The sequence below is a fragment of the Sandaracinobacter sp. genome (genome assembly GCF_041909755.1).
Taxonomy (GTDB): domain Bacteria; phylum Pseudomonadota; class Alphaproteobacteria; order Sphingomonadales; family Sphingomonadaceae; genus Sandaracinobacteroides.
In genome coordinates this window covers 1-20,214 of sequence record NZ_JAYRCW010000048.1, presented here as the reverse complement: position 1 = coordinate 20,214, position 20,214 = coordinate 1, and the positions used below count along the sequence as shown (strand labels likewise).

Genomic DNA, 20,214 nt, shown 5'->3' with positions numbered 1-20,214 from the left:
CCGCAGCAGTTGAACGGGCGGCTTCAGCCCCTTCACCACTTCGCCGTCGATGGAGACGTCCTCCACCGTGTCCATGCCGGGCAGTTCGAACATGGTGTCCAGCAGGATGCCTTCCAGGATGGAGCGCAGGCCCCGCGCGCCGGTGCGCCGCTCGATCGCCCGCTTCGCAATCTCGGACAGCGCGTCGTCCGTGAACGACAGCTTCACGCCTTCCATTTCGAACAGGCGGGCATATTGCTTCGAAAGCGCGTTCTTCGGCTCGGTCAGGATCTTGATCAGCGCGGGCTCGTCCAGATCCTCCAGCGTGGCGATCACGGGCAGGCGGCCCACGAATTCCGGAATCAGGCCGAACTTCAGCAGGTCCTCCGGCTCGCACTGGCGCAGGACCTCACCGGTCCGTCGTTCATCCGGCGCCGCAACATGTGCGCCGAAGCCAATGGATTTGCCTTGCAATCTGTCTGAAATGATCCGGTCAAGCCCGGCGAAGGCGCCGCCGCAGATGAACAGGATGTTCGTGGTATCCACCTGCAGGAATTCCTGCTGCGGATGCTTGCGCCCGCCCTGCGGCGGCACGCTTGCGGTGGTGCCTTCCATGATCTTCAGCAGGGCCTGCTGCACCCCTTCGCCCGACACATCGCGGGTGATGGAGGGATTGTCGGCCTTGCGCGAGATCTTGTCGATTTCGTCGATATAGACGATGCCGCGCTGCGCGCGTTCGACATTGTAATCGCTCGCCTGCAGCAGCTTCAGGATGATGTTCTCGACATCCTCACCGACATAGCCGGCTTCCGTCAGCGTCGTCGCATCGGCCATCGTGAACGGCACGTCCAGGATGCGCGCCAGCGTCTGCGCCAGCAGCGTCTTGCCGCAGCCCGTGGGGCCGACCAGCAGGATGTTCGATTTCGCCAACTCCACCTCGGCGCCCTTCCCGCCATGGGCGAGACGCTTGTAATGGTTGTGCACCGCGACCGAGAGAACCCGCTTCGCATAGGACTGGCCGATCACATAATCGTCCAGCACCTTCATGATCTCGCGCGGGGTGGGCACCCCGTCCCGCGTCTTCACCAGCGCGTTCTTCGTCTCCTCGCGGATGATGTCGTTGCACAGCTCAACGCATTCGTCGCAGATGAAGACGGTCGGCCCGGCGATCAGCTTCTTCACCTCATGCTGGCTCTTTCCGCAGAAGGAGCAATAGAGGATATTTTTCCCGTCGCCGTTGGATACCTTGGTCATAATCTCTCTTTCAGCCGCACGCCGAAAGGACATGGGCATCGCACTAAGTTAGCGCAGATTCCCTCTCCCGCAAGTGCGAATGCCGCCAGTCTGCAACAGTCTGTGATGGCGGAAGCGGGCCTTTCGGGCTGCTGTGCCAGCCAAAGCTCTGGCAAGGCGCGGAATTACCGGGCGGGCCGCCACATGGCATGCATCGGCGGGCTGCTGCCGGCCTGAATTTCCGCCGTCACGCGAAAGCCGAACCGCTCGTACAGCGGCACGTTGCGCGGATTGGTGCTCTCCAGATAGGCGGGCATCCCGTCCGCATCGACCAACGCCAGAGAGGCCGCCAGCAGCGCGGAGCCGACGCCGCTTCCCTGCGCCGCCGGGTCCACGCCGACGAATGGCAGATACCAGTGTGGCTCCTGCGGATGGTGCGCCGCCATCTGCCCGAACACTTCCGGCGCATCCCCGGGCATGGCCAGCTCCGCCAGCGCTGCGCCCAACGCCTCCATGTCAGGCCCGGTTCCGGGTTTCAGCCACATCGCAGCACCCTTGCCGCCCTCCGCCACGAAGCCCGTTCCCTGCGCGCCGCCAAGCCCGCCCATGTGCCTGAGCGCATGGCCGAACAGGCCCAGGAACTGGCCGGGATCCGCGAACACCCACCGCGTGAACGGGTCGGATGCGAAGGCCGTCGTCAGACAGGCCTTCGCCAGATCGACCTGCGCCGCCGTTTCGATCCGCAGCACGGCGGGCGGCATGCTCAGGCCGCCTTCAGGTCACCCTCGGCCGGCGTCGGGCGCTTTTCCATCACCTCGTCCACCAGGCCGAAGGCCTTGGCTTCCTCGGCGGACATGAACTTGTCGCGCTCCATCGCATTCTCGATTTCGTCCAGCGGCTTGCCGGTGAACTTCGCATAGAGGCTGTTCATGTGCGCGCGAATGCGGATGATCTCGCGGGCCTGGATCTCGATGTCGGTGGCCTGGCCCTGCGCCCCGCCCGAAGGCTGGTGCACCATGATCCGGGCGTTGGCGAGGCTGACGCGCATGCCCGGTTCCCCGGCCGCCAGCAGGAAGCTGCCCATGGAAGCCGCCTGCCCGATGCACACGGTGCCCACCTTCGGCCGGATATATTGCATGGTGTCATAGATCGCCATGCCGCTGGTGATCACGCCGCCGGGCGAGTTGATGTACATGTAGATGTCTTTCTTGGGGTTTTCCGCCTCAAGAAACAGAAGCTGCGCCACGATCAGCGAGGCCATGTTGTCCTCGATCGGGCCGTTCACGAACACGATCCGCTCGCGCAGCAGGCGCGAGAAGATGTCGAAGCTGCGCTCGCCCCGGCTCGATTGCTCGATCACGATGGGAACGAGGCCAGCCTGCGGGCCTTGGCTGGGGATGAGATTCGCGCGAAGCGCGGCGGTGGGGTCCATCAGGAACTGGTCGCGGTCCATGGCGGTATAAGTCGGGCGTTGCCCCGCACCCGTCAAGCCCCTCCCCCACGCCTTTTCCGGCTTGTGTCCCCTGCCCGAATGGGTCCGCTTTGGTGGCAACTCTCCGCTGGCAGGCCGGTTTGCTTGCTATTGGGCAAGCATGTCCGCCCGCCTCTCCACCGGCCCGGAAGCCGCAGGGCCTGCCTCTGCCGCAGGCGTGATTCCGGCCATTTCCGCCGCAGCAGCGCGCACCGGGGTGGATTTCGCGGCGCTCTATCACACGGCCCGCCTCGAATCCGGCTTCGATCCCACGGCCAGGGCGCGAACGTCTTCCGCAACGGGTCTCTTCCAGTTCATCGACAGCAACTGGATGAACGTGCTTGCCAAACATGGCGCGCGCCACGGCCTTGCCCCGTCCTCCAGGGCAGAGGCGCTGGCCCTGCGGACGGATCCAGCCGTCGCCAGCCTGATGGCGGCGGAGCATATGGCGGACAATGCCGCCCTGATGGAAAGCCGCCTGGGCCGGGAAGCCGGGCCGGTCGATCTCTATCTCGCCCATTTCCTGGGCGCGGGCGGCGCCACGCGCTTCCTGCAGGCGATGCAGGCTGCGCCCGACCAATCCGCCGCAAGCCTGATGCCTGCTGCGGCCAGGGCCAACCGGGCCATCTTCTTCGATGGCGGACGGGCGCGCTCACTTGCCGATGTGCACGCCCTGTTCAGCGCAAGGCTCTGCGCCGGCACGGCTCCGGTCGAAACCGGGGCGATCGGCAGCCCGAATCCCATGCGCCAACCTGCCCTGCCCGGGGCGGCGGGCACCCCCTTGCACACGGCAGATGCCGGCCTGCGCGCGGCGGATGCAGCCCGGCTCGCCTATCTTCTTCTGGCGGACATGGGGGCCTAGGGCATGGCTGCCGCCCTCCGCCGCCTTCCCTTCCCGCCCGGCCGTGCGCTGCTGCCGGTCGCCATGCTGGCCATCGTGCTGCTGATGGTGGTGCCGATCCCGGCGCTGCTGCTGGACGTCTTCTTCATCGGCAACATCCTGCTGTCGCTGCTGATGCTAATGCTGGTGCTGGAAGCGAAGCGGCCGCTGGATTTCTCCACCTTCCCCACGCTGTTGCTGGTCGCCACGCTGTTCCGCCTCGCGCTCAATGTCGCCTCTACCCGCGTCGTGCTGGTGCATGGGCATGAAGGCCCGGCGGCAGCGGGACAGGTGATCGAAGCGTTCGGCCATGCGCTGATCGGCGGCAATTTCGTGGTGGGGATGATGGTGTTCATCATCCTGATGATCGTGAACCTGTCGGTGATCGCCAAGGGCGCGGGCCGCGTTTCCGAAGTGTCGGCCCGTTTCACGCTGGATGCCCTGCCCGGCAAGCAGATGGCGATCGATGCGGACCTTGGCGCGGGCATGCTGACGCCGGAAGAGGCGCGGGGGCGGCGCATGGACGTCGCGGCAGAGGCGGATTTCTACGGCTCGATGGACGGTGCCTCAAAGTTCGTGAAGGGCGATGCCGTCGCCGGTATCCTGATCCTGCTGGTGAACATCTTCGGCGGCCTCGCCATCGGCATGCTCAGCCACGATCTGTCCCTGTCCGACGCGGCAGACAGCTACATCATCCTGTCGATCGGCGATGCGCTGGTCGCGCAGGTGCCCGCGCTGCTGCTCTCCATCGGGGCCGCCATCCTTGTCACCCGCAGCGCGGATGATCGCGGCCTCTCCAGCCAGCTGGGCCGGCAGATCGCCTCCGCCGGTGCCTGGTGGCCGACGGCGGGGGTGCTGGGCGCCATGGCGCTGATCCCCGGCCTGCCGATCCTGCTGCTGGCACCGGCCGCGGCGCTGGCCGGAACGGTCGCCTGGCGGCTGCGCAAGCGCCCGGAACCCGCGGCCATTCCGCTCAATAACGCAGCCCCGCCGGCGCAGCTCGATTGGGCCGAAGTGACGGACAGCGCCCCGATCCTGATCGAAATCGGCTATGGGCTGATCCCGCTCGTCGATGCGGACGGCCCCTTGATGACGCGGATCACCGGCATCCGCCGCCAGCTTTCGCAGGAACTGGGATTCGTGCTGCCCATGGCCCGCGTGCGGGACAATCTGGGCCTTGCCCCCCACAGCTATCGCATCAGCATTGCCGAGGAACTGGCGGGCGAAGGCGAGGCCTGGCCTTCTGACCTGCTCGCGCTGGAGGCGGAGGCCGTTTCCGCCGACATTCCCGGCCGGCCGGTCAGGGATCCCGCCTTCGGAATGATCGCCCGCTGGATCGATCCCGCGCGGGAGGCGGAGGCGCTGGACGCCGGATACACCGTGGTGGACAGCGCAACCGTCATCGGAACACACATCTACAAGCTATTGAAAGAACATGCTCATATCCTGTTTGGTCAGGACGATATGCAGGGCCTGCTGGATGCGCTGGCGGGGCGGCAGCCACAGCTGGCGGCCAGCCTTGCGCCGCGAACGGTACCGCTGGCGCTGACCACGCAGGTCGCGCAGTCGCTGCTGGAGGAAGGCGTCTCGCTGCGCGGCTTTCCGCGCATCGCGGCGGCCCTTTCGCAACATGCCGCCACCATTCAGGATCCGGCCCTACTGGTGGAGGCCGTGCGCGCGCGCATCGGCGGCCTCACGCTCTCCGGCCTTGTTCCATCCGGCGGGACGCTCAGCGTCATTGCGCTCGCACCTGACCTGGAATCGCTTCTGGTTTCGGCCCAGCGCGCTGCGCCGCACAGCGAATTTCCCTTCGAACCGGGGCTGGGCAACCGGCTGACCAGTTCCGTGCTCGATGCGGCGCGCCCGCTGATCGCTGCCGGCCTGCCCGTGGTTCTCGTCACGCAGCCGGGGCCGCGCCGGGCCTTGTGGCGGCTGTTGCGCCCGCATGCCGCCCTGCCCGTTCTGGGCTTCCCGGAACTTCAGGACCAGCGCGAGATCGACGTGATCGCCGTGATCGGCGCGGATGCCGCTGCTGATCCAGCCCCCCAAGCCATGGAGCGCGCCTGATGGACGCACGAGGAGCCGCAATGCTCGGCCTCTATTCACCGGGGGCCGCCGCGCGGCCAGATCCTGACCGGCTGGTGCGGCTGAACATGGGCCTGGTGCGCAAGATCGCCTGGCACACCCATGCCCGCGTGTCCTCGGCGCTGGATATCGAGGAACTGGTCCAGACGGGTATGGTCGCCCTGATCGAAGCGGCGCGGACGTTCGAGGATCGGGGACAGGCCGCCTTCACCACCTATGCCAGCGTCCGGGTGCGCGGGGCGATGATCGATCTGCTGCGCAAGCAGGCAACACTGTGCCGCTCTGCGCTTCGCAAGCGGCGGGAACTGGGGGCGGCGCAGGCGCGGCTGGAAGGGCAACTGGGCCGGGCGCCGACGGAAACGGAACTGGCGGCGGACCTGGGGCTGGACCTGCCCGCCCTGCAGGATCTGCGCGCGACCACGCAAGCCGCCCGCCATGAATCCATGGACGAAGTCTATTCCGATCACAGCATCTGGTTCGCCAGCGAGGAGCCGGATGCGCTGGACCAGCTGCACTCCCGCCGCCTGCACGAGGCCGTCGTTTCCGCCATCGGGGACCTGCCCGAGCGGGAGGCGCAGGTGTTGCAGCTCTACTTCGTGGAAGAGCTGAACCTGGAGGAGATCGGGCAGGTGCTGGGCGTGGGCGCGGCGCGGATCTGCCAGATCAAGAAAGTGGCGCTGGAACGGGTGCGCGCCCGCCTTGGGGGATGGGAATTGGACTGATTTGGGCGTAGGAAGCTGAAGCGACCCACTGGCCCCGGGATGTTGGAGGACGTCCCGGGGGCTTTTTCCGGAGCCGCGAAGTCCCGTTTTCCCAAGCCTGCGGACTGTGCCTGAAATGCAGCCTGACCCGCTTGACAGGCCCATGCCCGATACGTGTAATTCGCACATGGGGGCTGCGATCCCCCCAAGAGGCGAGCTGCCGAAGAATCGCGTCCGCCATCGCAAACGAGGACGCGTATGCCTGCATTCCAGTCAATCTCCGTTGAAAAGCTGTTCCGGCTGATCGGGTTGCCGGGCGGCCCCTCGATCATCGATATCCGAACGGCGGATCAGATTTCCGAGCGGCCCGGACTTATTCCCGGCTCCGTCCGCCAATGCACTGCCGGGGTGGACGGATTGGCCAGGCACCAACACGGGCGTTCCATCGTCATCGCCTGCGCGGACGGGCATGCCGCCAGCCAAGGCGTCGCGGCGTTGTTGCGAACCAGTGGCTTCGATGCCGAGATCCTGGAAGGTGGCGTAACCGGCTGGGAGGATGCCGGCCTTCCGCTGATTCCCGAATCCCGCCTTCCGCCGCGGGATTCCGAAGGACGCACGCGCTGGGTCACACGGCACCGTCCCAAGGTCGACAGAATTGCCTGCCCCTGGCTAATCAGGCGCTTTGTCGACCCCTCCGCCCGGTTCCTGTTTGTCGCACCGGCCGACGTCATCGCGGTTGCCGGGGCTTTCCATGCCGTCCCATTCGATATCGACGACGACGACGCCTCCTACAGCCACAGCGGGGCGGAATGCAGCTTCGATTCCATGCTGGCGGGCTTTGGCCTCGCTGCCTTCGAAGGCCTTCGCCGGCTGTCACTGATCGTTCGCGGCGCCGATACCGGAAGGCTCGAAATCGCCCCGGAGGCCGCCGGACTCCTCGCCGCCTCTCTCGGGCTGTCTCGCATGTATGCCGACGACAATGCGCAACTGGAGGCCGGGATGGCCCTGTACGACGCATTCTATCGCTGGTGCCGGGATGCCACGGCGGAAACCCACGGCTGGGAATCGCACCGTTCACCCGCCAAGCGCCTGCCGGGAGAGGGTCGTTGACGCTTCCATCCCAGGCCGAACCCGGCCCTCCTCCGATGACCCATTTGCAACTGTTCCTGCGGTTCCTGCGCTTCGGGCTGTTGGCCTTCGGAGGGCCGGTGGCGCAGATCGCGATGATCCGGCGCGAACTGGTGGAGGAAGAGGGCTGGATTTCCGGCGACCGCTTCAACCGGCTGATGGCGGTGATGCAGGCCCTGCCGGGGCCGGAGGCGCATGAGCTGTGCGTTCACCTGGGCATCCGGGCGAAGGGGCGGATTGGCGGCATTCTGGCCGGGCTGGGCTTCATGCTGCCGGGGTTCCTGCTGATGATGGCGCTTGCCTATGCCTACACTAGGCTGCGGATCGAGGGCACGCTGCTTGCCGCCCTGTTCCTGGGGGTTCAGGCCGGGGTGATCGCCCTGATCATCCGGGCGGTGCATCGCATCGGCGCGCATATCCTGGAGAATCACTGGCTGTGGCTGATCGCGGCGGGGGCGCTGATCGCCTCTCTGTTCGGCGCCAGTTTCTGGATCGTGCTGCCGGCGGCGGGGCTTGCCCATGCGCTGCTGTCGTCAGGCCGCAATTGGCTGGCGGCGGCGGTGATCGCGGCGGCTGGCGCCCTTTCGGCCTGGGTGCTGTCTCTGCCTGCCCCGCCCGCGCCGCCTGCCGCATTTGCCCAGCCGACGGTGGCCGCCCTGTTCTGGTCAGGGCTGAAGGGCGGGCTCCTCACCTTTGGCGGGGCCTATACCGCGATCCCCTTCATCCGGGCCGACACCGTGGGGCGCGGCTGGATGACGGATGCGCAATTCCTGGACGGCCTGGGCCTTTCCGGCATCCTGCCCGCGCCGCTGGTGATCTTCGCGACCTTCGTAGGCTGGGTGAGCGGCGGGCCGGCCGGGGCGCTGGCGATCACGGCGGGCATGTTCCTGCCCGCATTTGCCTTTTCCCTGCTGTTCTATGAACGGCTGGAAGCCGCGGTGGAGGATGCCCGGCTGCACCATTTCCTGCAGGGCGTGGCGGCGGCCGTGGTGGGCCTGATCGCCGTGACCCTGATCGGCCTTGCCCGCAGCGCACAGGCGGAAACCCCGAATGTGGCGGCCAGCGCCGCGATCATCCTTCTGTCGCTGCTGCTGCTCTATCGCTGGCAAAACAGGCTGAACACGCTGGCGGTGATCTGCGGCGCGGCGGCCGCCGGGATGCTGTTTTTGCGCTGAATAACCATATTGGTTGTTCCGCGTGGAACATTTTCCTACACTTTGAAATCAAGGACTTGCCTGCACAGGCTGTTGGATTTGTTGGAGATTTCCAACGCTGACGAGGGTGCTTTATCAAAATTGCAGTGCCAGGCGCGCCGACATGAAAAAAGGGGGCGGAGGTTGCCCTCCGCCCCTTCAGGTTCCGACTGACTGTCGGTTCGCTTGATCAGCGCAGCAGTTGCAGCACGCCCTGCTTGGACTGGTTGGCCTGCGCCAGCATCGCCTGCGCGGCCTGAGTGAGGATCTGGCCCCGCGCGAGCGACGTGGTTTCCGCCGCGAAATCCGCATCCTGGATGCGGGAGCGGGAGGCGACCGTGTTCGCGCTGGTGCTGGTGAGGTTGTTGATCGTCGCTTCCAGCCGGTTCTGCACCGCGCCCAGCTCTGCCCGGTTGATGGAGATGGACTTCAGCGCTTCATCGATGGAGCTGAGCGCGGCGTTCGCGCCTTCCTGCGTGGAGATGTCCACGTCCTTGATCTTCAGCCCGCCCAGATCCGCGCCGTAGCGGTTCTCCTCGAAACCCAGCGCCGTGAAGTTGGAGCCGGCGGCGAAGCCCTGGCTGCCCGCGCGCAGATCGATGGCCGACGCGCTTTCCAGAACCACCTGCGCATAGGCGGTGTTCACCGTGGCGGCCGACACATCGGCCGGGTCCGTCACGCCCGTCACCGTGTAGCTGGTGCCGGTGCCCGCCACGGTCACGCCGCCCAGGCCGAAGTTGGCGGCGCTCGCCTCGTCGCTGTCGAACCAGACGGAGACGTTGCGGCCGTCTGCCGCCGTCAGGCTGAGCCCGCCCTGCCCGTTGTCCACCGCCGTCACGCCGGTTGCGCCGCTGTTGTTGTTGATGATGGTGGCGACATTTTCCCGCGTTTCCTGCGCCGTATCGCTGGCGGACAGGGCGATATCCATCGAGACGCCGTTGATCACCAGCGTGGCGGTCGCGTCTGCGCCGATCACGGTGGTAGTGCTGCCGTTCAGGGTGAGCGAGGCGGCCTTTGCGCTGACGCCCGTCTGCGCCGTGCTTTCGTTGATGGCCGCCGCGATGGCGATGGCGCTGGCCGCCTTGGTGCTGGAACCGGCCGTCGTGTCGGAGAAGGTATCGTCGGCGGCCTTCGATGCGCGGACGGAGACCCCGTTGATCACCAGATCGCCGGTGTTCAGCGTGCGCACATCCGCCCCTGTCGCCGAAGTGGCGATGGCGCGGGCATCGCTGGAGAGCGCGGACACGCCGCGTTCATAGCTGCCCGCCGCCAGGCCCGAACGGGAGAGCCGGCCCGTGCCGACCGAATCCACCACGATCGGCCCGCCCTGATCCGACACCAGCGAATAGGTGCCCGATTGCGCGCCCGCCTTCAGGCCGGTGGCCGCAGCCGTCAGCGTGTCGAACGCGACTTCGATGTTGCGGCCATCCGCCGCTTCCAGCCGGATGCCGAGGTTGTTGTCTCCGGTGTCGATGGCGCGAACGCCTGTCTGCCCGGTCATCAGGTTGATGGCGTCCACCACGGCCGTGCGCGACGCCGCCGCATTGGTTGTGGTGGTGATGGAGCCGGTGGTGACGCCGTTGATGGTGACGGTGCCGGTGAGTGCGGCGGCCGTCATCGAGGTGCCCGTCATCGTGGTGGCGCCCACCACGGCGCGAACGCCCGTCTGCGCGCTGGCCCGGTTGATCGCGGCGGCCTTGGCGATCGCGCTCGCCTCTTTGCCCGTGCTGGACAGCGCATCATCGGTGCCGCGCGAGCTGCCGATGACGACGCCGTTGATGCGCAGGTCATTGCCCTGCAGCGCCTGATTGGCAGCAAGGTTCGCGGCGGAGGTTTCGAAGGCGCCCGTCGCCGTCAGGCCCGGAACGCTGCCGGTGCCCAGATCGCCGGCGCGGGCGGAGCCGATCGACATCGAAACCGTCTGCCCCGCGCGGGAGCCGGTTTGCAGCGCGAGGTTCTTCGACGAGCCGTCGAGCAGGCTGATGCCGTTGAAGCTGGTGCGGTTCGCGACATTGTCGATTTCGCCGACAAGCTGGGTGACTTCGGCCTGAAGCGCCTGCCGGTCCTCGCCGGAAATGGTCCCGTTGGCGGCCTGAACGGCCAGTTCGCGCATGCGTTGCAGCATGTTCGTCACTTCGCCCATGGCGGTTTCGGCCGTCTGCGCCAGCGAAATGCCATCGCCGGCGTTGCGGATCGCGACGGCAAGGCCGCGCACATCCGCCGTCATCCGCTGGGAAATGGCGAGACCGGCGGCGTCGTCCTTCGCGCTGTTGATGCGGAGGCCGGTGGACAGCCGCTCCATCGCGGTGTCGAGCCCCGCCTGCGCGACCCGGTTGCCGTTCTGCGCCTTCAGGGCCGCGAGATTGCTGTTGATGATCGTCATCGTGCCTGTTCCTCGTTCAAGCTCCGGGGCTTTGGCCCAGGCGGGGAAGCCGCTGGTCGGGAGCCGCTGTGGAGAAGCCTCTGCCAGGAAGCCTCAGGCCGCCTTCACGGCAGCGGGCGTGTCGGGTTAAACAGGGGCCATTCATGACCACAGACAGCTCCCCCCTTCCCTCCACGCTCGCCAGCGGAAAGACCTGGCTGGTGATCGACAAGCCCGCCGGGCTGGCCGTGCATCCGGGCCCCCGCACGCCCGACAGCCTGGAGGATCTGCTGCCGGGGCTGGCCGAACATGGCGTGACGCCGCAGCCGGTGCATCGGCTGGACCGGGATACGTCGGGCTGCCTGCTGCTGGGCCGCCGGGGCAGCGCCATCCGCAGCCTTTCGCGTGCGTTCAGCGAAGGGCGGGTGAGCAAGCGCTATCTGGCCATCGTGACGGGGGAACCTGCGGGGCGCAGCGGGCAGGTGGCGCAGGCGCTGGCAAAGCGCAGCAACAAGGATGCCGGGTGGCGGATGGTGCCGGATGATGCGGGGCTGTCCGCCACGACGGACTGGCGCGTGATCGACCGGCGGGACGGCCTGTGCCTGGTGGAGTTCCGGCCGCACACCGGCCGCACCCACCAAATCCGCGTGCATGCGACGTTGATCGGCCCGGATGTGTCGATCGTGGGGGATCCCGTCTATGGCACGGCGGCGGCGGACGGGCTGATGCTGCACGCCGCAGCGCTTGCCTTTCCCGAACCGCAGAGCGGCGAACGCATCGAGGTGGTTGCGCCAATGCCGCTGCGCTTTCGCCAGCGGGGGTTTGGCTGAGCCGCTGGGCGCCCGCTCAGCGCTGCGAGGTGGACAGTTCCGATCGGATCATCGCGGAAGCGATGGCATCTGCATCGATGGGATAGCGGCCTTCGGAAATCCGGGCACGCAGCGCTTCGACGCGGCTGGAATCGACGGGAGGTGCTGCCGCCAGTTCCCTGGCTGCGGGTGACAGCTGCGCGGCAGGGACCGTGATTGGGGCGGTGATTGGGGCGGCGCGACGACTGGCGCCGGCTTCCGGCGCTGCGCCCGCATCCGCGCGAACCTTGCCGTTGGACGCCTGACCGCTTCCGGCAAGCAGCGCCGCTGCCCGTTGCGGCAGCCCGCCGCCTGAAACCTGATCCACCATTGCCGTTCCAAATCCATCCATTGCCGGGGCGCGGGGCAATCCCGCATCGCCCATGACGGCTGCTGACCGGAATCGTTTAGCGGCTTTCGCCGGCCGACCCCAGACGGACCCGGCCATTTGCGTCCAGACTGGCTGCGATCGCCCGCCCGCTGCGGCTGTTGCGCAGCATCAGGCGGCCGCCCTGCCCCACCCTGTCGGCAACGGCGTCCAGCTGGATGCGGAAGCCGTCGCCCTCGATCGCGGCAGAGACCCTGTCGCCGCGCTTCAGGCCCTGATCAGGCGCGGCGGACCGATGCTGCGCCAGTGGCAGAGTCCAGCGGATTCCGCCGCAATCGGCCGCAACCGCGTCGCGCGCCGCGCCCGCCCACGCCAGCCGGTATCCCTGAGGGCACATGCGGGCCCCAAGCCGGGCGTCCACGGCGACGGGCGCGGCGGCGAACTCCTCTGCCGCCTGCTGCAAGCCCTGCGCACCGGCAGGCGGCGCAAACAGGATGGCGAACAGCCCCGATATCAGACGCATGTGGTTGCTCCTTAAAGTTCAGGCGATGGCCGCCGTGGACCAGAAGGTGCAACCGCCATGCCAGCCCGGCAGCCTGCGGCCCGGCCCCATAAGCGGCACATCTGTGCCGGTTCGGGCGGGTCCGGGCGGCACATTCCTGCCGTTGCTGCATCCCCCAAAGGCGGCGCGCCCCTTTGCTGCGGATTGGCACGCGCCTTGCTTCACCCGGTTGATGCGGCGCTCCGCCGCGACGGGATCGAAGTGCAATGGCAGACAGGCTCGATCAGTTCTTTGGCGTTCATGCAACCGCGCTGCGGCTTCGCAGCGAACGGATGGGGGTGATCGCCTCCAACATCGCCAATGCCGCCACCCCCGGCTACAAGGCGCGCGACCTGGATTTCGGCGCTGCGCTGCGGGATGCCGCGCCCGACGTCCGCCTGTCCCGAACGTCGGCTGCACACCTGTCGCCCACCGCCGAAGAGGCGCCCATGCTCGCCTGGCGGCAGCCGGTGCAACCTTCGCTGGACGGCAACACGGTCGAGCTTGCAACCGAACAGGTGCAGTTTGCGGAAACCGCGCTGCGCTACCGCAGCACGCTGGGCCTTCTGGGCGGGCGCATCCAATCGCTGACCGCGGCGCTGAAGGGCGACCAGGCATGACGCTCGGCATCTTCGATATCGCGGGCCGCGCCATGTCTGCGCAGCTCGTGCGGCTGAACAGCAGCGCCTCGAATCTTGCGAACGCGGGTGCGGTCTCCGCCACGGCAGAGGGGGCCTATCGGCCGCTGAAGCCCGTGTTCGCCGCCCAGTATGAGGGCAATACCGGGCGCGCCACCGTCTCTGTCCTGGGGGTCGTGCAGGCGAATGCCGCGCCGCAGCGCCGCCATGAGCCGGGCCACCCGCTGGCCGATGCACAGGGCTATGTCCATGTTTCGGCTGTCGATTCCAATGCCGAGCTGGTCGAGATGGTGGAAACCGCGCGCCAGTATCGGAACGCGATCGAGGTTCTGGAAACCGCCAAGTCGCTTACGCTGGAAACGCTGAGGCTGGGCCGGTGAGCGCGGTGTTCGATCCCGCCGCGCTGGGCCTGCGGGCGGCGGCCACCGCAAGCGCGACGGCCCCGCGCGAGACGCTCACCCAGAATGATTTCCTGACACTGCTGGTCACCCAGCTGAAGAACCAGGATCCGCTGAACCCGCTCGACAATGAAACCTTCGTTGCCCAGCTGGCGCAATTCTCCACCGTTTCGGGCATCACCAGCACCAACGACAAGCTGGATGCCCTGTCCCGGTTGACGGCCTCCAACGTGCGCACCGGCGCGCTGCAGTGGATCGGCCGCAGCGTCACCGGCCCGGCCGGCGAATCCGGCACCGTCGCCTCCGTCGCCATCGCGGAGGACAACAGCCTCTCCCTCACGCTCGAGACCGGCGCGACGCTGTCGGCCGCCGACGTCCGGCACATGTCCTGAAAGGCCCCCGATGACCTTCTTCATCTCCCTCACCGGCCTCAACGCCTCCCAGACGGAGCTGTCCGTCCTGTCCAACAACATCGCCAATGTCGCGACGTCCGGGTTCAAGAAATCCCGCGTCGATTTCGGAGACATCGTCTCGCGCTCGCCCAGCCAGGCCGCCAACAGGGCCAATGGCGCGGGCGTCGCGGTGATGGGGGTGAAGCAACAGTTCGGACAGGGCGGCTACCAGACCAGCAGCAACGCGCTTGACCTGTCCGTGGAAGGCCAGGGCTTCTTCCTGGTCCGCAGCGGCGCGTCCAGCACGGATACGCTGGCGCTCAGCCGCAACGGGTCCTTCTCTGTCGATGCCGATCGCTGGGTGGTGGACAATGAAGGCCGCCGCCTGCAGGTGCTGCCGACCACGTCCGACGGGGCGCTGACGGGCGCGGGCGCCAGCGCCCTGCAGGCCCTGCGCCTGCCGACGGCCTCCGGCGAGCCGCAGGCGACCACGGCGGTTCGCTTCGTCGCCAACCTGCCAGCGACAGCCGCGGCGCCGGCCGCCAGCTTTTCCCGCGATGACGCTGCAAGCTACAACCACGCCACCTCGACAACCGTTTACGACGCAGGGGGCAACGCCAGCACCGTCACCCTCTATTATCGCCGGATCGAGGATGCCGGCGCGCTGCCGAACAAGCTGTGGGAAGTCCATGCTTTCCAGGGTGACAGCGCCATCGACCCTGTGCCCGGCCCCGGCCCGCAGACGCTGACCTTCGATCCGGATGGCGTCCTCCTCTCCCCGACCGGTCCCGTCGATTACAGCGGCGGCTTCAGCATCAGCCATGCCAACAGCGCCTCCACCAGCCAGCCCTTCTCGGTGGGGTTCAGCGAGCAGGACGGCTATGCCCCCGGCCGCCTGGAAAGCGTGGGCGTGGACCGGGAGGGCGTCGTTCGCGCGAGCTTTTCCAACGGGGAAACGCTGGCGCTGGGCAAGGTTGCCCTGGGCAATGTGCCGAACCCGCAGGGGTTGCGCCAGAACGGCAATGTCAGCTGGACGGTTTCCGGCACATCGGGCGACCTCGTCGTGGGCGAACCCGCGCAGGAGGGGTTCGGCGGCATCGCTTCCGGCTCCCTCGAACGCTCCAATGTCGATCTCACCGATGAACTGGTCGGCCTGATCACGGCGCAGCGCAACTTCCAGGCCAATGCCCGCGCCATCGATACCGCGTCGTCTCTGCTGCAGACGATCATCCAGCTGAGAAGCTGATGGACCGGCTGATCTATACCGCCCTGACCGGGTTGCAGCGATCGCAGGAATCGCAAGGCGTTACCGCGCAGAACCTCGCAAACGCCGGCACCCCCGGATTCCGCCGGGAAATGGCGGCGCTGTCGGCCGGCTTCCTCTCTCCGGCGGGGGCGGCGCTGACGGCGCGCGCGCAATCGGGCGGGGAATCCCCGCACGACCTGCTGAACCCCGGCCGGGTGGAAACGACCGGCAACCCGCTGGACGTTGCGATGGATGGCGGCGCCTGGCTGGCGGTTGCGGACGCCGGCGGCGAAGAGGCGCTGACGAGGCGCGGCGACCTGCGCCTGTCTGCCGACGGCGCGTTGCTCACCGGTGACGGGCTGCCGGTGATGGGGGTGGACGGCCAGATCCGGATCGCCACCGGCTTTCAGGCCGTGCGCATCGCCCGCAATGGCGCCATCGAAACCCGCGCGGCCGATGACGCCCCCTATGTGGAGGTCGCCCGGCTGAAGCTTGTGACGCCTGCCCCTGACACGCTGGAGCGCGGTCCTGACGGCCTGTTCCGGACAGACGCGGTAGTTGCCGACGAAGCCGCCACGGTCACTGTCGGCGCGCTGGAACGATCCAATGTCGCGCCCGCCGCCGCGCTGGTCGAACTGGTGGAGCAATCCCGGCGGTTCGAGCTTCAGACGAAGCTGATCACCACCGCGCGCGACATGGACGAAGCGGGCGCATCGCTGATGCGCATCCAGTAGGAGAGCCGATTTGGCAAACGCCCTTCACATCGCACGATCCGGGCTCGACGCGCTGGATGCGAAGCTGCGCACGATTTCCAACAACCTCGCCAACGCCAACACCGTCGGCTTCAAGCGGGACCGCGCCGCCTTCGAAACCCTGCTCTACCAGACCAGCCGGCCAGCCGGTGCGCCGCAGGGGGCCGACGCCCGCTTCGGCATGGGCCTGTCCACCGGTGCCGGCGTCCGCATTTCCGGGACGGAGCGCGTTCACACGCAGGGCGGCGCCACGGTGACCGGCAACGCGATGGACCTGATGATCGAGGGTCAGGGGCTGTTCGAAGTCACCCTGCCCGACGGCCGGGCGGGCTATACCCGCGCGGGCTCCTTCACGTCAGACGCGGAAGGCCGGATCGTCACGCCACAGGGCTATCCGGTTGCGCCCGGCATCCAGATTCCGGAAGGGGCAACCGCCGTGACCATCGGGTCAGACGGCACGGTTTCCGCCCAGCTTCCGGGCGAATCCGCCCCGACGGACATCGGCCAGATTACGCTGGCCAGCTTCATCAACCCGGCCGGGCTGGAACCTGTGGGCGAAAATCTGTTCCTGGAATCTGCCGCGTCCGGCGCGCCGCAGCAGGGCGTCGCAGGCGAATCCGGCTTCGGCCGCATCCGCCAGGGCAGCCTTGAATCCTCCAACGTCTCCACCGTGCAGGAACTGGTGGACATGATCGAAACCCAGCGCGCCTACGAGATCAACTCCAAGGTCATCTCGGCCGCCGACGAAATGATGCGCTATGTCAACCAGGCGATATAAGCTCTTGTTAACCGCTATGTTCTGCCTTTCCGGATGTGGCGCCGCCGCGCGCCTTTCGGATGCGGTTCCACCTGTGCCCGCCGCGTTGGCCGAAGTGCCCCCGCCTCCCCCGCCCACCGGCGGCATCTGGCAGGCCTCTGCCGGCCAGTTCAGCCTTGCCGAAGACAGGCGGGCACGGCGGGTGGGCGATCTCGTCACCGTCCGCCTTGTCGAGCGCATCCGCGCGGAAAAGAGCATGGAGCAGGACGGCCAGCGCAACAGCCGGCGGACCGTGGACCTGCCTGACGCCTTCCCGTTCAACAAGGTCGATGAAGGCCTGTTTTCGGGTGGCGCCCAGTCCGCCTTCAGCGGGTCCGGCGGGGCGAGCCAGGCCAACAGCCTGTCGGGCGAATTCACCGTCACCGTCCTGCGCGTGCTGCCCAACGGTGTGCTGATGGTGGCGGGGGACCGGCGCATCCGCCTCGTTCGCGGCGAGGAGCAGGTGCAGCTGACGGGCCTGATCCGCCCGGAGGATATCGGGCCGGACAACCGCATCCCTTCCACCCGCGTCGCGGACGCCCGCCTGCGCTTCACCGGCACGGGGGAAATCGCGAACCAGGCGCGTCAGGGCTGGCTCAGCCGCTTCTTCAGCGCGATCGCGCCCTTCTGATGCGGCTGATCCTGATCCTCCTCGCCCTCGGCCTGTGGTTCGGCGCGCCGCAGGCGATGATGGCGGCCCATGCCCAGACCGCACCCGAACGGATCCGGGATCTCGCGCGGTTTCAGGGCGTTCGCGGGAACAGCCTGGTCGGCTATGGCCTTGTCGTCGGCCTGCCCGGCAGCGGAGACGACAATCTCGCCTTCACCGTGCAATCCATGCGCTCCGCTGCGAGCGCGCTGGGCGTGCAGCTGCCGCCCGGCGTGAACCCGGCGCTGAAGAATGCTGCGGCCGTGATGATCACGGCGGAACTGCCGCCCTTTGCCAAGCCGGGGCAGAAGCTGGACGTGACCATCTCGGCGCTGGGCAAGGCGAAATCGCTGCGTGGCGGCACCCTGCTGCTGGCGCCGTTGAAGGGTGCCGACGGTGAAACCTATGCGCTGGCGCAGGGCAACCTCAGCGTCGGCGGCTTCGGCGCGGAAGGGGCGGATGGCTCCCGCATTGTCGTGAACACGCCCACCTCCGGTCGCATTCCGGGGGGCGCCATGGTGGAGCGCGGGGTTCCCAGCCCCTTTGAAACCGCCGATCAGCTGCGCCTCGATCTTGTGAGCCCCAGCTTCGAGACGGCGCAGGCGATGGCGAACCGCATCAATATCGAGCTGGGGCGCTCAGCCGCCCGCGCGCTCGATTCCGTCTCGGTCGAGATCGAGGCGGCCGGCACGCCGACCGACCGGGTGGCGCTGGCCGCGCGGATCGAGGCGCTGTCGCTTTCCCCTGCCCCGCCGCCCGCGCGCGTGGTGGTGAACGCCCGCACGGGAACGGTGGTGATCAGCGGCGATGTGCGGGTGAGGCCGGCCGTCGTCGCACACGGCAATCTGACGCTGGCGGTTTCGGAAAACTGGCAGGTTTCCCAACCGGCGCCCTTCGCGCGCGGCGGAGAGACGGCCATCACCCCGCAATCCGATGTGCGCGCCGGGCAGGCCCCGGCACGGATGGCGATGTTCGCGCCCGGCGCCCGCCTGTCCGACATCGTGAATGCCGTGAACGCTCTGGGGGCTGCCCCCGGGGATCTGGTGGCGATCCTGGAGGCGCTGAAGGAAGCGGGCGCGCTGCGTGCGGAACTGGTGGTGATATGATCGAGCGAGTTACAGCCCGGGGGCAGGCCGCCATCCCGGCCGAAATGGCGAAGGCCGCCAAGGCGTTCGAGGCGCTGATGCTGCGCCAGTTGCTGCAGCCCATGCTGCCGCAGGCCGGGGCGGCAGCCCCTCTCGCCATCGACGCGCTGGCGGGCCAGCTCGCGACCGCCTCGCCATTCGGCCTCGCCGCTCTGATCGGCACGCGGCCATGAGCGACATGCTCGCCATCGGTCAGAGCGGGGTGCGGGCCTATGCCCGCGCGCTGGATCTTGTGGCGGACAATGTCGCCAACGCCGCCACGCCGGGGCATGTGCGGCGAACGGCAACCCTGTCTCCGGTGAACGCGGGCGGCGGCAAGGGGCCGCTGGAGCTTGACCCCGGCGGCGGAAGCGGCGTGCGGATGACAGCGGTGAGCCGGGCCGTGGACCTGCTGCAGATGGATACGCTGCGGCGCGCGGAAGGCGATGTGGCGGCGCTGGATGTCTCGGCACGATGGCTGGCCTCCATCGAAGCGGCGATCACCGGCCCCAATGCGCTGGATGCGCCGCTGAATGCGCTGTTCGGCGCCGTTTCCGATCTGGCGGGCGATCCCACCAACCTTGCGGTCAGGGAAACCCTGCTTGCCCGCGCCGACGCGCTTGCGGACCAGTTCAACCGCAACGCCGCCGATCTGGCCCGGCTCGACGAGGACCTGCTGGCCGAGGCTGCCATCGAAGGCGCCACCATGAACGACCTTTCGCAGGCGCTGGCCGACGTGAACGGGCGTCTGCGCCGCAGCGGCAGCGGAACGGCCGCATCCGCCGCCCTTGCGGACGAGCGGGACCGGCTGCTGGCGCGGTTGGGCTCCCTAGGCACGCTGGATGTCACGCTCGATCCCCTGGGGCAGGCCGAGGTGCGCATCCCGGACGCGGGCGGGCCGCTGCTGGTTTCCGGCAGCGATGCCCGGTCCGTGCGCGTCATCCCGTCCGCGACCGGGCTGGAACTGCGCGTGGGTCCGACCGGCACCGATGAACCGGCGCCGCTGCTGTCGGGCAGCATCGCCGGCCTGTCCGATGCGCGCGTGCAGCTGACGGAAGCGCGGGGGCGCATCGACGCGCTTGCCACCCGCATCGCGGAAGACTTCAACACCGCCCATATGCAGGGCGTGGACGACAGCGGCGCCGATGGCGGCGCACTGTTCGAAACGACCCTGCCGCTGGCGACGCCGGCACGCGCGAACGGCGGCACGTCGCGCATCGATGTCAGCCTTGCCGATGGGGCTGCCGTCACCGCGATGACGCTGGGCTTCGACGGCACCGACTGGACATTGAGCCGCGACGACAATGGCGACAGCGTCAGCGGGCCCCTGCCCCTGACGCTGGACGGACATTCCGTTGGCGGGGCAGGATCCGCGCGCGCGGGGGACCAGTTCCGCATCGAAGACGCCGGGGGGGGGGGCCGGGGCGCCCCGCCCCCCCCCCCGGCCGGCCCCCGCGGCCGCGCCCCCCC

22 protein-coding genes are annotated in these 20,214 nt (G+C 68.1%); 16 read left to right on the top strand and 6 right to left on the bottom strand.

The annotated features are described in order from the left end of the window. The 3 genes from clpX to clpP all read right to left on the bottom strand — a co-directional run. Positions 1-1,233 (bottom strand): ATP-dependent Clp protease ATP-binding subunit ClpX (gene clpX, locus ACE3O8_RS08115; protein ID WP_374388605.1); only part of this gene is annotated, 1,233 nt, incomplete at its 3' end. 164 nt (positions 1,234-1,397) lie between these two features. Next, positions 1,398-1,973 carry a GNAT family N-acetyltransferase gene (locus tag ACE3O8_RS08110; RefSeq protein ID WP_374388603.1) on the bottom strand — a complete coding sequence of 192 codons (576 nt, stop codon included), beginning with the start codon at positions 1,971-1,973 and terminating at the stop codon, positions 1,398-1,400. A gap of 2 nt (positions 1,974-1,975) precedes the next feature. Next, positions 1,976-2,644, bottom strand: a complete 669-nt coding sequence (gene clpP, locus ACE3O8_RS08105) for an ATP-dependent Clp endopeptidase proteolytic subunit ClpP (protein WP_374388607.1) — start codon at positions 2,642-2,644, stop codon at positions 1,976-1,978. Between the two features lie 160 nt (positions 2,645-2,804). Here clpP and ACE3O8_RS08100 point away from each other — a divergent pair, with 160 nt between their 5' ends. From ACE3O8_RS08100 to chrA, 5 genes are all read left to right on the top strand, one after another. Then, the gene (locus ACE3O8_RS08100; RefSeq protein ID WP_374388601.1) at positions 2,805-3,545 is read left to right on the top strand and encodes a transglycosylase SLT domain-containing protein; all 741 of its coding nucleotides are present in this window, start codon (positions 2,805-2,807) and stop codon (positions 3,543-3,545) included. Positions 3,546-3,548: 3 nt separating this feature from the next. After that, complete coding sequence (locus ACE3O8_RS08095; RefSeq protein WP_374388599.1) at positions 3,549-5,630, top strand: flagellar biosynthesis protein FlhA; 2,082 nt, start codon at positions 3,549-3,551, stop codon at positions 5,628-5,630. Further along, positions 5,630-6,370: a sigma-70 family RNA polymerase sigma factor gene (locus ACE3O8_RS08090; protein WP_374388597.1), complete on the top strand. Its 741-nt coding sequence runs from the start codon at positions 5,630-5,632 to the stop codon at positions 6,368-6,370. The genes ACE3O8_RS08095 and ACE3O8_RS08090 overlap by 1 nt, the downstream gene beginning before the upstream one ends. Before the next feature lie 237 nt (positions 6,371-6,607). Continuing rightward, on the top strand, positions 6,608-7,459 hold the full coding sequence (locus tag ACE3O8_RS08085; RefSeq protein WP_374388595.1) for a chromate resistance protein ChrB domain-containing protein: 852 nt from the start codon (positions 6,608-6,610) through the stop codon (positions 7,457-7,459). A 35-nt stretch (positions 7,460-7,494) separates the two neighbouring features. Further along, a complete protein-coding gene (gene chrA / locus ACE3O8_RS08080; protein WP_374388593.1) occupies positions 7,495-8,652 on the top strand; it encodes a chromate efflux transporter in 1,158 nt (385 codons plus the stop codon). A 208-nt stretch (positions 8,653-8,860) separates the two neighbouring features. Here the strand turns inward: chrA and ACE3O8_RS08075 are convergent, their stop codons facing one another. Beyond that, entirely contained in the window at positions 8,861-11,053 is a 2,193-nt protein-coding gene (locus ACE3O8_RS08075) for a flagellin (RefSeq protein ID WP_374388591.1), read from the bottom strand. A 143-nt stretch (positions 11,054-11,196) separates the two neighbouring features. Here ACE3O8_RS08075 and ACE3O8_RS08070 point away from each other — a divergent pair, with 143 nt between their 5' ends. Further along, positions 11,197-11,862, top strand: coding sequence for an RluA family pseudouridine synthase (locus ACE3O8_RS08070; protein WP_374388588.1), 666 nt, complete (start codon positions 11,197-11,199; stop codon positions 11,860-11,862). A gap of 16 nt (positions 11,863-11,878) precedes the next feature. On the opposite strand, the gene flgM is transcribed toward ACE3O8_RS08070, so the two are convergent. Together flgM and ACE3O8_RS08060 are read right to left on the bottom strand one after the other, a co-directional pair. Then, the gene (gene flgM, locus ACE3O8_RS08065) at positions 11,879-12,232 is read right to left on the bottom strand and encodes a flagellar biosynthesis anti-sigma factor FlgM (protein WP_374388586.1); all 354 of its coding nucleotides are present in this window, start codon (positions 12,230-12,232) and stop codon (positions 11,879-11,881) included. A gap of 55 nt (positions 12,233-12,287) precedes the next feature. Continuing rightward, entirely contained in the window at positions 12,288-12,731 is a 444-nt protein-coding gene (locus ACE3O8_RS08060) for a hypothetical protein (RefSeq protein WP_374388584.1), read from the bottom strand. Positions 12,732-12,976: 245 nt separating this feature from the next. On the opposite strand from ACE3O8_RS08060, the gene flgB reads away from it, so the two are divergent. The 10 genes from flgB to ACE3O8_RS08010 all read left to right on the top strand — a co-directional run. Beyond that, positions 12,977-13,369: a flagellar basal body rod protein FlgB gene (gene flgB, locus ACE3O8_RS08055; protein WP_374388582.1), complete on the top strand. Its 393-nt coding sequence runs from the start codon at positions 12,977-12,979 to the stop codon at positions 13,367-13,369. Then, positions 13,366-13,767: a flagellar basal body rod protein FlgC gene (flgC, locus tag ACE3O8_RS08050; RefSeq protein ID WP_374388580.1), complete on the top strand. Its 402-nt coding sequence runs from the start codon at positions 13,366-13,368 to the stop codon at positions 13,765-13,767. The genes flgB and flgC overlap by 4 nt, the downstream gene beginning before the upstream one ends. Further along, a complete protein-coding gene (locus tag ACE3O8_RS08045) occupies positions 13,764-14,177 on the top strand; it encodes a flagellar hook assembly protein FlgD (protein WP_374388578.1) in 414 nt (137 codons plus the stop codon). Before flgC ends, ACE3O8_RS08045 begins: the two co-directional genes overlap by 4 nt. Positions 14,178-14,187: 10 nt before the next feature. Beyond that, complete coding sequence (locus tag ACE3O8_RS08040; protein ID WP_374388576.1) at positions 14,188-15,423, top strand: flagellar hook protein FlgE; 1,236 nt, start codon at positions 14,188-14,190, stop codon at positions 15,421-15,423. Continuing rightward, on the top strand, positions 15,423-16,157 hold the full coding sequence (locus ACE3O8_RS08035; protein WP_374388573.1) for a flagellar basal body rod protein FlgF: 735 nt from the start codon (positions 15,423-15,425) through the stop codon (positions 16,155-16,157). The genes ACE3O8_RS08040 and ACE3O8_RS08035 overlap by 1 nt, the downstream gene beginning before the upstream one ends. Positions 16,158-16,167: 10 nt before the next feature. After that, positions 16,168-16,953: a flagellar basal-body rod protein FlgG gene (flgG, locus tag ACE3O8_RS08030; protein ID WP_374388571.1), complete on the top strand. Its 786-nt coding sequence runs from the start codon at positions 16,168-16,170 to the stop codon at positions 16,951-16,953. 94 nt (positions 16,954-17,047) lie between these two features. Next, complete coding sequence (locus tag ACE3O8_RS08025; RefSeq protein ID WP_374388569.1) at positions 17,048-17,602, top strand: flagellar basal body L-ring protein FlgH; 555 nt, start codon at positions 17,048-17,050, stop codon at positions 17,600-17,602. Then, a complete protein-coding gene (locus tag ACE3O8_RS08020; protein WP_374388566.1) occupies positions 17,602-18,726 on the top strand; it encodes a flagellar basal body P-ring protein FlgI in 1,125 nt (374 codons plus the stop codon). The genes ACE3O8_RS08025 and ACE3O8_RS08020 overlap by 1 nt, the downstream gene beginning before the upstream one ends. After that, complete coding sequence (locus tag ACE3O8_RS08015) at positions 18,723-18,938, top strand: hypothetical protein (RefSeq protein WP_374388564.1); 216 nt, start codon at positions 18,723-18,725, stop codon at positions 18,936-18,938. The genes ACE3O8_RS08020 and ACE3O8_RS08015 overlap by 4 nt, the downstream gene beginning before the upstream one ends. Then, a partial coding sequence (locus ACE3O8_RS08010) for a flagellar hook-associated protein FlgK (RefSeq protein ID WP_374388562.1) occupies positions 18,935-20,214 on the top strand: 1,280 nt, incomplete at its 3' end. The genes ACE3O8_RS08015 and ACE3O8_RS08010, both read left to right, overlap by 4 nt.